At 63.7% G+C, this 13,129-nt stretch carries 11 protein-coding genes and 1 tRNA gene; 9 read left to right on the top strand and 3 right to left on the bottom strand.

Annotated elements, in window-relative coordinates; all coding sequences use genetic code 11:
* Positions 1 to 5 precede the first annotated feature (5 nt).
* From MEFOE_RS04265 to MEFOE_RS04280, 4 genes are all read left to right on the top strand, one after another.
* Positions 6 to 299 (top strand): DUF3467 domain-containing protein, encoded by a 294-nt coding sequence (locus MEFOE_RS04265; protein WP_067048792.1) that lies wholly within the window; start codon positions 6 to 8, stop codon positions 297 to 299.
* Positions 300 to 387: 88 nt separating this feature from the next.
* On the top strand, positions 388 to 2,037 hold the full coding sequence (locus MEFOE_RS04270; RefSeq protein WP_067048794.1) for an ABC1 kinase family protein: 1,650 nt from the start codon (positions 388 to 390) through the stop codon (positions 2,035 to 2,037).
* 137 nt (positions 2,038 to 2,174) lie between these two features.
* Positions 2,175 to 2,246 (top strand) — tRNA-Thr (locus MEFOE_RS04275).
* 336 nt (positions 2,247 to 2,582) lie between these two features.
* Entirely contained in the window at positions 2,583 to 3,350 is a 768-nt protein-coding gene (locus MEFOE_RS04280; protein ID WP_067048797.1) for an ATP-binding protein, read from the top strand.
* A gap of 14 nt (positions 3,351 to 3,364) precedes the next feature.
* Here MEFOE_RS04280 and MEFOE_RS04285 read toward each other — a convergent pair whose 3' ends face one another.
* Positions 3,365 to 4,036 (bottom strand): dihydrofolate reductase family protein, encoded by a 672-nt coding sequence (locus MEFOE_RS04285; RefSeq protein WP_067048799.1) that lies wholly within the window; start codon positions 4,034 to 4,036, stop codon positions 3,365 to 3,367.
* 423 nt (positions 4,037 to 4,459) lie between these two features.
* Between MEFOE_RS04285 and MEFOE_RS04290 the strand changes: the two genes are divergently transcribed.
* Together MEFOE_RS04290 and MEFOE_RS04295 are read left to right on the top strand one after the other, a co-directional pair.
* The gene (locus MEFOE_RS04290) at positions 4,460 to 7,741 is read left to right on the top strand and encodes a right-handed parallel beta-helix repeat-containing protein (protein ID WP_067048802.1); all 3,282 of its coding nucleotides are present in this window, start codon (positions 4,460 to 4,462) and stop codon (positions 7,739 to 7,741) included.
* 225 nt (positions 7,742 to 7,966) lie between these two features.
* The gene (locus MEFOE_RS04295) at positions 7,967 to 9,220 is read left to right on the top strand and encodes a chloride channel protein (RefSeq protein ID WP_153015867.1); all 1,254 of its coding nucleotides are present in this window, start codon (positions 7,967 to 7,969) and stop codon (positions 9,218 to 9,220) included.
* Between the two features lie 8 nt (positions 9,221 to 9,228).
* Here the strand turns inward: MEFOE_RS04295 and MEFOE_RS04300 are convergent, their stop codons facing one another.
* Positions 9,229 to 10,491 carry a cation:proton antiporter gene (locus MEFOE_RS04300; protein WP_067048808.1) on the bottom strand — a complete coding sequence of 421 codons (1,263 nt, stop codon included), beginning with the start codon at positions 10,489 to 10,491 and terminating at the stop codon, positions 9,229 to 9,231.
* Between the two features lie 150 nt (positions 10,492 to 10,641).
* Positions 10,642 to 10,995, bottom strand: a complete 354-nt coding sequence (locus MEFOE_RS04305) for a DUF5518 domain-containing protein (protein WP_153015868.1) — start codon at positions 10,993 to 10,995, stop codon at positions 10,642 to 10,644.
* A gap of 385 nt (positions 10,996 to 11,380) precedes the next feature.
* Here MEFOE_RS04305 and MEFOE_RS04310 point away from each other — a divergent pair, with 385 nt between their 5' ends.
* The 3 genes from MEFOE_RS04310 to MEFOE_RS04320 all read left to right on the top strand — a co-directional run bounded on the left by MEFOE_RS04310 (position 11,381) and on the right by MEFOE_RS04320 (position 13,126).
* A complete protein-coding gene (locus MEFOE_RS04310; RefSeq protein WP_235809556.1) occupies positions 11,381 to 12,010 on the top strand; it encodes an LURP-one-related/scramblase family protein in 630 nt (209 codons plus the stop codon).
* A 107-nt stretch (positions 12,011 to 12,117) separates the two neighbouring features.
* Entirely contained in the window at positions 12,118 to 12,654 is a 537-nt protein-coding gene (locus MEFOE_RS04315; protein ID WP_083523331.1) for a YqhA family protein, read from the top strand.
* Between the two features lie 37 nt (positions 12,655 to 12,691).
* Positions 12,692 to 13,126 (top strand): DUF61 family protein, encoded by a 435-nt coding sequence (locus MEFOE_RS04320; protein WP_235809557.1) that lies wholly within the window; start codon positions 12,692 to 12,694, stop codon positions 13,124 to 13,126.
* Positions 13,127 to 13,129 lie beyond the last annotated feature (3 nt).

Genomic DNA, 13,129 nt, shown 5'->3' on the forward strand with positions numbered 1-13,129 from the left:
ATGCTATGGCTCAGAACGAGATTGCGGTCAATCTCCCCCAGACCCTCGACCCGGTCTATGCGAACCGCATCCAGGTCGCCTACAAGGAGGACGAGTTCACCTTCATCTTCCTCCACGAAATACCCGGCACGAACCAGGCGCGGGCGAAGGCGATCGTCTCCATCACCCCGAAACATGCGAAGAACCTCCTCGGCGTCCTTAGCAGGAGCATGAAGGACTACGAGGAGAAGTTCGGGACGATCCAGCCCCCCGCGGAGAAGACGGGAGACATGAACGTGACCATGCGGGGTTATTCGTAGGCCCGGTCGCCCCCTCCCGTCGCTCTTTTTTCCGGCACCTCCAGTGCCTGTTTTATATATCTGGTCGTACTCCCATTCCGTCGGGGCCATGATCCGGCAACTGGGCAGGTACCGGCAGATTGTCGGTGTCCTGGCGAAGTACGGGCTGGGCGCCGTCGCCGAGGGCGTCTTCCCCCCTCGGGCAGGGCCCGGCATCGGGAAAGGGCCGGGGGAGACCGCCCCCGACCCGGTGTACCGCCGGGTCCGCCTGGCAATCGAGGAACTCGGCCCCACCTTCATCAAGTTCGGGCAGATCCTGAGCACCCGCCGCGAGGTGCTGCCGCGGGGCCTTGTCAGGGAACTGGAGATGCTGACCGACACCGTGGCCCCCCTCCCCTTCGCGGTGATCCGGCCGATCGTCGAGGAGGAGTGCGGCCCGATCCCCGAGGCCTTCGCCTCCTTCGATGAAAAGCCCGTTGCTGCGGCGTCCCTCGCCCAGGTCCACCGCGCCGTCCTGATGGACGGGACGGTCGTCGCCGTCAAGGTGCAGCGCCCGGGCATCAGGAAGGTGATCGAGGACGACCTGGAGATCCTCGCTTCCCTTGCGCGGCGTGTCGAGCGCCACCGCCCCGACCTTGCCGTCTACAACCCGACAGGCCTCGTGCAGGAGTTCGCCCTCCAGATCAGGCGGGAACTCGACTTCGTGCAGGAGGGGAAGAACGCCGCGGCCCTGGCCCGCAACCTGGAGGACTTTCCCCGCGTCGTCGTCCCCGCGATCGTCTGGGCGTACTCGGGGCCCCGCCTGCTGACCATGACCTTCATCGACGGGGTACGGATCGACGACCTCGACGGGATCAGGGCGCTCGGGGTCTCTCCGGGACGGATCGCCGACATCCTGCTCGCCGTGTACCTGAAGCAGGTCTTCGAGGACGGTTTCTTCCACGCCGACCCCCACCCAGGCAACCTCCTGGTGACCGGGGCCGGGTCTCTTGCCTTCGTCGACTTCGGGACCGTCGGGATACTCCGTCCCGAACGCCGGGACGCCTTCATCCGCCTCGTCTACGGCGTCGTCGACGAGGACACGGACGCCGTCGTCGAGGCCTACCGCGACCTCGGGATCGCTCCCCGGGACGGGACGATCGACCTTTTCAAGGACGATACCTATGCCACTCTCCGGGGCCTGGGGTCGTACGAGATCGGCCAGGTCGACATCAGGGGAGTGATGGAGGAGATCCCGGAGACCCTCCGGCGCTACCACCTCCGTGTCCCTCTCTCGCTGATGCAGGTGATCAAGGTCCTCCTCTTCCTCACCTCGATCTGCCTGAACCTGGACCCATCCTTCAATTTCCCGGCGCGGGCAGGACCGACGGTCAGGAAGATCCGCATGCGCCAGGTCTTCTCGGCCGAGAGACTGGAGCACATGGTGGCGTCGGCACACCGGCAGATCAGGGACGCGGTCGAACTCCCGCAGACGGCGAACACGACGCTCAGGAAACTCTCGACCGGCGGCGTCTCCATCGGCATCGTGAGCGCCGACCTTGCAGACCTCGCCGCCTCGGTCAGGTACGCCGCGAACATCCTCCTCGTCGGCATGGTCGGGGCGGGTTTCGTCCTCGGGGCGGGTCTGGTCCTGCTCTCCTCGGAGCGCCCTGAAAGTCCGGTCCTGTACGATGCGATCTCCGCAGTGACCTTATCCGGTTTTTCCCTGGCGATCATCATCGCTCTCGTGGCCGTCTATCTCGTGCTGACCCGGCGCTGACGGGCGACATCGTGGGAAGCGCCCCTCGGCCTCCTCCTTGCCGCGCTCTTCCTCGCCCTCTCCCGGAGAGGCGGGGGTCCGGGCCCCCACCGATGAGTATCTTTATAATTCCGCGGGGTCAATATGATAGAGTACCTGCCGCCGTGGCTTAGCGGTATAGCGGCTGATTCGTAATCAGCAGGTCGAGGGTTCAATTCCCTCCGGCGGCTCTGTTTCTTTTGTCCGGGTCTTTTTCAAAAAAAAGCGATCTTCCCGCAGGGTCCGCAATCGGTTTTCATTCTCTTCGCTCTCTGCACCCTTTCACTCGCCGATCATCTCTGTCCGGCGGTCCGACCTCTCGATGCAATCGCGCGTTCTCCGTCAGGGTTTTTCGCGAAGCGTACGCGGGAGATGACATCTCTCCCCGATATCCCCGAGGAGGTGTCGGAGATTCTTTGTTTTCCACGCCGCCCGACGCCCGCGTTCGTTCGGCGACGGCGTGAATATTTTCGACACTTTATTATCTGGTGTTACCTATCTCATTTATTGTATTATCGGAGCAGACCATGAAGATTGTCATATGTGGAAAAGGGGGGAGCGGGAAGAGCACCATCTCGTCCCTCCTTGCAAAAAACTTTGTAAAGAACGGCTTTTCCGTCCTTGTCGTCGACACCGACGAGTCGAACTTCGGCCTCCACCGGCAGCTGGGGGTCGATCTTCCCCCCGACTTCATGGGGTATTATGGCGGTAAGCAGACCGTGGTGGAGAAAATTTTTCAGGCAGCCCCGAACTATGATTCGGTCTCCTTTTTCGATAAAGAATGGGGTTTTGCCGATATTCCCCCCGCGTACCTCTCGGGAAATGACGGCGTGAAACTCGTCGCCATCGGGAAGATCCACGAGGCGGGCGAGGGCTGTGCATGTGCGATGGGGATGATGGCAAAACAGTTCCTCGGGAACCTGAAGGTGACGCCGGGCGAAGTGGTCATCACCGATACCGAGGCCGGTATCGAACACTTCGGGAGGGGCATCGAGGAGAATGCGGACGCGGTCCTCATGGTGATCGATCCCTCCTACGAATCCCTCAAACTGGCCGAAAAAGTTGCAGAACTGAGCACAAGCATCGACAAACCGGTATTTTTCGTCCTGAACAAGGTTGACGGGTCCAGCGAAGACTTCATGCGCGACGCCCTCGGCGGCAGGCACGCCATCGCCGCGGTGATACCGGTGGACCCGTCCCTCGCCCTCGCGGGGCTCCGGGGGGACGAAGTCGAGGCGGACTCCGCCGATATCGAAAGACTGAGCCTGTTCCTTCGGGATAAACTGGCCCGGTAACGGCAGGCACCCCCTCACTCTTTTTTCTTCACCGCGTACCTCAGGTGCACTCTGCCCTTCCCCGCCTCCTTCGACCCGATCAACTCCAGGTCGACGGGTGCGTCCACCCCCCTGAACAGTTTCGTGCACCCCGCCCCTGCGATCACCGGGGTGACGACAAGGCTGACCTCGTCGGCGACCCCCGCCGCGATCAGGGCGCCGGAGAGGCCGCCGCCGCTGTCGGTGACGACGCAGGAGATCCCGAAACGCGCTTCGAGTTCGTGCAGCGCTGCTTTGAGGTCGACCCGCTCCGTCCCGCACCTGATGAACGGGTACTCCCTCTCCCGCAGGTACGCGATGTAGTCCTCCGGCGTTGCGGCGGAGACGAGGACGACGACGTCCTTGATATGCTCCATCTGCCGGTAGACGTGGAGCAGGCCCTTCAGCACTCCCCTGCTGTCGACGAAGACCCCGATCGGCCGCGGGTCGTCGGGACTGACCGCAGGCCTCTGGAGGTCCGCGGGGCCCTCCGGCTGCTCGATGTCCAGAAACGTCTCGATGCCCGTCCGCGCCGTCGTCGAACCGACGAGAAGCGCCTCAGGCCCGAAGGAGAGGAGGAGTTCGTAGTGCAGACCGATATCGATATCATAGCCCGTGATCGCGTTGTCGAGGCTGACCGTGGTGTGGATGATCACCTGCGGGGACATGGAGGGAAATACGGAGCCTGTCTATATAACCCGTTCTCGCGGGGTGCGAAACAGAAACCCCGGAAGGTGGGCACTGCTCTGAGCCGTGCGCCATCCCGGTGGGGCCGCGAAAACCCCCGCCGAAAAAGTACGGGAGAGATGGGGCCCCGGTGCGGGAGAGGTCTCTCCGGGACACTCGCGACGTCCCCCTCTCTCGTTTTGCCTCCCCGAAAAAACCCGTGCTATATTCCGTACTGCATCTCCAATGTCCATAGCGTTTAAATGAAAAATATATGTTCAATAAGGTCATTATTAGAATCTTCCGGTCAAAATACCAACATATATATGTAACAAAATGGAATTGCGAGCGTCTCGGCCCCCCGTGAGGCGTGATCTCATTTTGCATCCGGGGAAGCTGACGTCCAGTTTATGAGGAGGCTTGAAATGAGAAAAATCCCCCAATCCCCGAAAGAAATACCTTTTTTTGTCGTCCTGCTGGTGGCCCTGGCCTGTATCGTCGGCCCTGCCGCCGGCGAGGACGGGTCCACGGTCCCGCCTGAAACACTGGCGCACGTTGAAACGGTCACGAACGCCACATCCCCGATGGAAACGGAGACGCCGCCGGATGCGGCGCTCGTCCTCTCGATCGCCGCCGACCCGCCTGACGGCACGGTGCCGCTCACCGTGCATTTCACCGGCACGGCGACGGGCGTCGCGGTCGACATCTGGGAGTGGACAATCGACGGCGTCGCGGCGGACGCAGACGGCCCTGACCTTACTCACACATTCCTCACGTCGGGCACCTACACCGTCGCCCTCACCGCAACCAACACCACCCTCTCCCTTGCAAACACCACTGCGGTCGAGGTCGTCGCGGAGGAGATACGTCCCCTCGTGAGGGCCGCCAGGGCCGGGATCGTCCACCCCCACATCTGGAATGTCTCGAAGATCGCGGGGGCCGGCAACTACACCAGTCTCCTGGATGTCCCTGAGATCGGAGACGGCGACACCGTCCGCATCTGGGGCATGGCGGAGAGTGCAGAGGACCGCATTTACGAGGGCGGGATCGTCATCGGCGTCCCCGACGTGACAGTCAAACAGTGGGAGGGGTCGCCCGCGCAACCCCTCATCACCACCACCTCGGCAGTCGGCCCCTCGGCGGTCGCACCGATGTCCCCCGGCCCCGCGGCACCGGCCTTCACCGTCACCGCGGACAACGCCACCTTCCGCGGCCTCACCCTCTCGGGCAACCGGTTGAACGGCAACGGCGCCGGGATCCATGCCGTCGGGAGTGATGAAGTCCACATCCGGGGCCTCACCGTCACCGACTGCACCTTCACCGGGAACGCGGCGAACGGTGGTGCAGCCGGCGGTGCGCTCTCTGCCGAGTACGTTGACGACCTCCAGGTCGAGAGGACAGAGTTCACCGACAACACCGCGACCTACGGCGGCGGGGCATACTTCCTCGGGTGCACCAATGCCGCGCTCACCGGCGTCACCTTCACCGACAACGAAGCAGAGGATTGCGGCGGCGGGGCAGATTTCTGGGATTCCTCCGGGATCACCCTTTCCGGCGTCACCTTCACCAACAACACCGCGGCGACCTACGGCGGCGGGGCAGATTTCTATACCACATCTGACACCGTGCTCACCGGCATCACCTTCACCAACAACACCGCGGCAAACTCCGGCGGCGGGGCAAACTTCTATACCACGTCTGACACCGTGCTCACCGACGCCACCTTCACCAACAACACCGCGGCGAACTCCGGCGGCGGGGCAGCGTTCGGGTGGTGCGATAATGCCACGCTCACCCGCGCAACCTTTGAAAATAACAGGGCAGAATTTTCCGGCAGCGGGCCGGATATCGAGCCGAAGGCCGCCAGCAGCGGGCCAGAGATCTCCTACTGCGGCGGCGGTGCATACTTCTATGACACGTCTGACGCCGTGCTCACCGACACCGCCTTCACCAACAACACCGCGGCGAACTCCGGCGGCGGGGCATACTTTGAGGACTGTGCGAATGCCGCGCTCACCGGCACCACGTTCCTCGGCAACACCGCGACCTACTACGGCGGCGGGACGTACTTCGGGTGGTGCGAGGAACCCACGCTCGCCGACGCCATCTTCACCGGCAACACCGCGATCTACGGCGGCGGGGCATACTTTGAGGACAGTGCGAACGCCACGCTCACCGACGCCACCTTCACCGGCAACACCGCGATCTACGGCGGCGGGGCATACTTTGAGGACTGTGCGAACGCCACGCTCACCGACGCCACCTTCACCGGCAACACCGCGACCTACTGCGGTGGCGGGGCAGCGTTCTGGGGGTGCGGGGACACCACCATCACCGGCACCGCTTTCACTGAAAACGACGCGACCTACGGCGGCGGGGCGGCGTTCGGGGGGTGCGGGGACACCACCATCACCGGCACCACGTTCATCGACAACACCGTGACCGACCACGACCTCGAGATGCGGGGTCTGAAGTCCTCTGAAGAAGATGTAGAGAGTTCCGGCGGTGCGGTCTATTTCATGTATTGCGAAGACACCACCATCACCAACTGCCGCTTCGACAACCCCACCAACATCTATGCCGAAGGTGGCTTTGAAGGGCCTACCCTTGCAAAAAGCGACATCATAGAACATTTCTCCGCCGTCCTGAACACCACCCGCACACCGGGCACGAACATCGCCGTCGGGCCGTACCTCGGCGGCAACCTCTGGCTGAATGACCCCACACAGAACATCTCTGAGTGGTGTGCTGACGCGGACTTCGACGGCATCTGCGACGAACCGCTGACCATCGCCATGAACGGCGGCGAGGAATTCGGCACCGACTACCTCCCGCTGGTGTACGGCGGGACTGTGGCGATCGCCTCGACACCTGCCGGGGCGTCCGTCCACCTGGACGGCGTGGCGGTCAACCGCACCACCGACGCCTCCCTCTACCTCCCGGTCGGCGACCACACGGTCACCGTCACCCTCGACGGCTACGTGACCCCTGCAACCCGGACGGTGACGGTCGTTCCGGGCGAGACGGTGCCTGTCTCCTTCGCCCTCCAGCCCGTCTCTTCCCCCTCCTCCGGTTCCGGCGGCGGCCACTCCGACCTCTCCGCCGCGTCGGCAGGACTGATCCTCTCCGGTGGCAGCGGCATCCTGGCATTCCAGGGCCCGGCCATCTACGAGATCAGGGTGGCGGCCGGCGAGACGATCCAGGACCTTCTGGTCACCATCGGGCGGAGCGGCCTCCCCTCCGGCGTCAACGCTCCGACCGGCACGATCTTTGAGTACGACGAAGTGACGCTCTACCACACGACCGACGATGCGGTCGAGGGCGCCCTCATCCTCTTCAGCATCCCGAAGGCGTGGCTGGAGGAGAACGGCATCGACCCCGCGGACGTGGTGCTGTACCGCTACCACGACGGCGCCTGGCAGGCCCTCCCCACCGAAGTCACGGACGAGGACGCGACCTCCTGGCACTTCTCGGCACAGAGTCCGGGCTTCTCCCTCTTTGCGATCGGCGGAGACCCCTCGCCCGTCGCGGTCAAAGCGCCGGACGCCGGTGCACAGGCCGGGACGACAGAACCCCTCCCGCCGGTGACTGAAACACCGGCATCGCCCCCGGCGGAGACACCGCAGCCCTTCCCCACCATGATCCTCATCCTCTGCGGGGCGGCCGTCCTCCTCATCGTCGCGGTCGTCCTCCGGACGAGGAGATAGACACACCCACCCCTTTTTTTGTGTCTCCGGCGATTTTCCAGAGCGAAAAATCGGCGCTCCGGGAGAGAGACGAGGGCGGATTCCCGACTTTTTGAACGGTTGCGGCGGTCAGGATTGCAATTTCCCGTGGCATCTGTGAACACCACGCACCTTTATATCCCCTTCCGGATATCGTGCTCATCGCAGGCACCCGGGCAGGGTGCCTGCGGGAGGACAGGAGCCGATATGCTGCCCCTTGAACATTCCTGGTACCGGAAACTTCTCGTCTTCGCGCTCGCCCTCGGTGCGGCAGGCGGTCTGTGGGCCCTCCTCTTCATGGGGGTCGTCGATACGGGAACCGGCTTTTTCTTCGGCGATGCCGGCACCGGCTGGTGGACAGGTGCATGGTGGTGGGTGCCCCTCACCGCCCTCGGTGGGCTTGCGGTCGCCGTGCTCCGCACGACCTGGACGGTTTCCCCGACAGTCCCCGGAGCGATCGCGATCGCCAGGCAGGCCTGGATCGATACGAAGACCGCACCGTCCTGGGTTGCGATATCGGTGGTCTCCCTCATTTTCGGCGCAAGTCTCGGCCCCTCCTTTGCCCTCGTCGTCATGGGGGGCGCTTTCGGGTCATGGCTCGTGACCCGCCTGGGCATCGAGGACGACGAAGCGAAACACGAGTACACGCTGACCGGTATGGCGGGCGGCCTCGGAAGCGCCTTTGCCGCCCCTATCTTTGCGACGGTTCTCGCCTCGGAACTCTCGCCGACGCCGAAGGAGAACTACCTGGCCGCCTTCATCCCCGAACTTTTCGGAGCGACAGTCGGCGCTCTCATTTTCTACGGCGTGACCGGAAGCGCCATCCTGGGTTCGTATCCCCTTCCGGCTTTCGAGTTCCAGTATATTCACCTGCTGATCGGAGCGCTCCTCGGCGTTCTGGCCGCAGTCGTCCTGATCCTTTTCGCCCTCATCAGCAAGGCGGTCTCGGTCGCCTTCGAGCATCTCCGCAGCCCTCCTGTGCGCGGTGCGGTCGGCGGCGCACTCGTCGGCCTGATCGCGTGGGCCCTGCCCCTGACGGCGACCGGCGGCACCACCCAGCTTGCCACGGAACTTCAGATCTCAGCCGCACTCGGGTCGGGTTTCCTTGCCGCGGTCCTGATCGCCAAAATGGTCGCCGTTGCGCTCAGCCAGTCGAGCGGCTTTCTGGGTGGCATGGTCTTCCCCATGATCTTTGTCGGCGGGACGGCCGGGCTCCTGGTCCACAGCCTCTTCCCCGGGATCCCGATCGCGCTCTGCGTCGGGGCGATGCTGGCGGCCGTGCCGGGCGCCTTCCTCACCGCCCCGGTCGCCCTCGTCCTGATCGCGTTCGGTACAGTCGGCATCGCCCCGGAGGCCATGGTCCCGGTCGGGCTTGCCGTTGTTACCGCACATATCACGGTCTCCCTCTTCCAGACCGTGATCGCCAGGAGGCACAGCCTTGCACTGGAGGAGGAGAAGTGAGAGGGCCGTCAGCCCCTCCGGCCCGGCACCTCCGCGACCGTCTCTTTCTCCGGTGTCCGTGCATGCAATGTTTCCGCGTGGCGGCCATACGCCCTGATCGCCGGGTTCGCCGAGATCCCGTGGGCGAAGACACTCAGGACGACGGTGGCGATGACGACGCTGACAATGGTCTGCATGCCGGGCGCATCTCCCACCTCCTCGATGGTGATGAGCAGCAGCACGACGGAGGCGAGGCCGCGGGGGCCGAACCAGCCCATGAACAGGACCGTCTTCCCGCTCAGGCCCTTCCCGATCAGGGACAGGGCGACCGGGAGCATGCGGACAAGAGTGAGGCTCAGCACCGCATAGAAGACGATTTCCAGACTGAAATTCTCGATCAGGAGATAGGATATGGCCCCGAGGATGAAGAAGACGATATGACCCAGGATCTCGCCTTCGGCGACGGTGAACTCGATGAGAGACGCCACGACCTGCCGGTAGACGGCTCCAGCCGCCAGACCGGCGACGAAGGCGGCGATGAATCCCGACCCTCCCAGGATGTCGGTGAGTATCCACGCGAGGACGGCGACGGCCATCAGGGCGATCCACTCGTAGGTCTGCTCCATCCACTGGTTTTTCTTCGCCCGACTCACGAGCCATCCGCCGGCAAGCCCGATCGCGGCGCCCACGGTCACGGCGGTCACGATCTGGACGACAGAGGAGGCGATCCAGTAGCCTGCCGTGTGCATCTGCTCCTCGGCCACCATGACGGCCCACAGGACGGTGAGGACGGGGATCACCGCCCCGTCGTTGAGGCCCGCCTCCACGTTGAGCGCCTGCCTGATGCGCAGGGGGACACGCTTGCTCGACACGACCGCCTCTCCCAGTGCGGCGTCCGTGGGTGCGAGAAGGCAGCCGAGGATGGCCGCTTCAAGGAGCGTGAGGTCGGTGAAGAGCAGGGCGGCCGCGATGGTCCCGGCCATGATGGTGAGGGGGAGGCCGATCACGAGCAGGCGGGCGGGAAGGTCGGCGCCCCCTCTCAGGGCCGCGATGTTGATCCGCGACGCGTCGGAGAAGAGGAGGAGCACCAGCGCAAACTCTCCCAGAAAAAGGACAAAGCCTGCATCGGCGGCAATGGGGGCGATATCGAGGACACCAGGCCCGAGGACCAGACCGGCGGTGAGAAAGACCATCGGCGCGGTGACGACCGTCGTCTCGATCCGCCGGGAGACCAGGCTGTAGAGAAAGAGCACCCCGGTAAACGCAGTGAGGAAAAGGATCTCCGCTTCCATTCCTGTTGCCTCCTGCCCGGCCCGGAACCCTCTTTCACGCGTGGACGGGCGCCCTTCTCGCCGCCGTATCCGGTACGGCGACGGGAAGACTGATGGGAATCTCTCCGGGCCGCTCTGTCCCGGCGGGAGAGGCGAGCCGGATCACGTGCCTCACTTCGCCAGGGAACCTCCGATGTATCCTCCCACATACCCGAAGAGGCCGAAGAGCGGGAAGAGAGCGACAAGGACGAAGAGCGTCGACCCGAGGAACTTGAGGACGCCGATGTCGCTCGGGGCAACCTGCATGCCATACACGGTGATGGCGACCGCCAGCACCAGTGCGTTCAGGATGCCGACAAGAACGCCTGCCTTCACGCCGTTTTTTCTGCCCCCCTGCCCGATCCAGCCTGCCACGATCCCTCCGAAGAAGGCGCCGCCGATGGTGATGAGGTAATTGATGAGAAGCGCCACCAACAACCCGCCTATCACGCCGATCCAGAACTTCTGCGAATTTAATTCGTTCATGGACACCAGTCCTCCTGACCATCGGCATCCGGGAGGACCCGGTGGGATCGACAGCGTCCCTCGAACGCACATCGTGGCAACGGGAGGCAGCGCCTGCATGTACCTGCAGAGGCAATCGCGTCCCCGGATGCGTGGCACGTGAGAGATATTCAAGGTTCTATATAAATGTGGGCGGGGTGGGGTGGTGCCTTCCTGCACCCCGCAGTGACACGGGAGAGGTGCACCTCTTCTCCCGCGCCGCCGCCGACGGCCTCGATAGGAGTGGCAGGAGGGAGTGCGCGGGCCTGACCGGCCCCTTTCCCCGAGGGGCTGACGTGCGGGACGCGGTGCGGGAACGCTGAAAATGCTGCCTGAGCCCCATTGCCGGGCGAATGCCAACAAATTCATGGAAAAGTATAATACCGATATCATGGAAGTGACCCCCGTCGCGGACCGCCGTCTGACGCGGGGTGAGGGCGGTCCGGGAGAAAAAGAGGCGAGGTACATGCTGAGACGACGAGGAGAAGCGGCCCCGAAGGGCAGCGAGGAAGGCGCACACCAGTATAAAATGAAAGAGAAGATCGTCTCCATCGGTGACGACTACTGGATCGAGGACGAGGCCGGAAAGAAGGCCTATAAAGTGGACGGAAAAGCGCTCCGCATCAGGAACACCCTGGTGATCCAGGACAGCGAGGGCAAAGACCTCTACACGATCCAGGAGAAGATGCTCCGCATCAGGGACACCATGGAGATCGAAAAAGGTGAAGGCGGCACGGCGGCCACGATCAAGAAGGCCCTGATCTCCCCTCTCCGGGACAGGTGGACTGTCCAGATCCCGGACAGCGAGGACTGGAGCATCCAGGGAAACATCCTGGCCCACGAGTATCGGATCGACGCCGGGCGGGACCGGGTCGCCGAGGTCTCGAAGAAATGGTTCAGGCTCAGGGACACCTACGGCGTGGAGATCGCACCCGGCCACGACGCCGCCCTCGTCCTTGCGATCACGGCCGCGGTCGACCAGATGGCGCACGACTGAAGGCCGGGTGATCGCCGGGACGAGACGACGGCCGGCGTATCATCCGGGGGGCCGGGGAGGAAGCATTATATCTTCCTGCATCCACTGTCCCCCGGAGCGGGACGGGAATGAGCGCAAAAAATGAGCCTGAAGGAGGACCGCCCGACGATCGGATGGGTGCAGGTTCATCCCGTATGTTCATGCAGATGCTTGCGTCCTCCAGCGGCTGGCTCTTCATCCTTGCCGTGATCGGGTCGGCCCTGATTTCGGTCAGCCTCTTTGTCTTCGGGTTCGTCCTCACCATCCTGACGGTCCTGGAGACATTCACCACCCTCAGTTTTGAGCCTGCGGCGCTGGAAGCACTGCTCTCCGTCTCCATCAAGATCATCGACATATTCCTTGTGGCCACGGTCTTCTACATCATCTCCCTGGGCCTGTATGAACTTTTCATCGCAAAAGCCCCGCTCCCCGGCTGGGTGGAGGTCCGCGACCTCGACGACCTGGAGACAAAACTCCTCGGGGTCATTGTCATTGCGCTGGCCGTGCTCGTCCTGGGGCAGGCCGTCACCTGGAAGAGCGACGCCTCGACCCCGATCCTGGACTTCGGGCTTGCCATCGGTGCGTCAATTCTCGCGATATCGGGATACCTGTGGGTCAAGAGGTGACGGCAAAGGTATATCCCTCCCCTCTCCCCTCAGGGAAATGATGGCATACCGGCCGAACATCGACGACGAGTCCGTCCTCCGGCGGTGGATGGGCATCGAGGCCGGGCGGATCAACGACGCCCTCGTGGCCGAGAGAAAGACCCTCGCCCGCCTGCTCGACGAGAAAGTTCCATCGTCGACGACGAAGGGAGGGAAGGAGTACGCCTTCGACCGCGAGGTGATCCGGACCCTCGGCGACCGTCTCCCCCCCGAGATGCACGACCGCCTCTGGCTCCCGATCGTCTTCTCCTTCTCGCCCGAGGTCAGGGACAGTTTTTATCTCCGGGACGGGACGGCGCTCCTCGCGCTCAAGACGCTCGGCGAACTCGGGGCGATGCGCGAGTTCCATGAAGGGCGGCTCTGGGTCTCGAACGCGATCGTCTACGCGATGATGAGCAAGTACCCGACCGTGATCCAGATCGGGATCGGGTGACAG

Origin of the sequence: Methanofollis ethanolicus (assembly GCF_001571385.1) — an archaeon.
Classification (GTDB): domain Archaea; phylum Halobacteriota; class Methanomicrobia; order Methanomicrobiales; family Methanofollaceae; genus Methanofollis; species Methanofollis ethanolicus.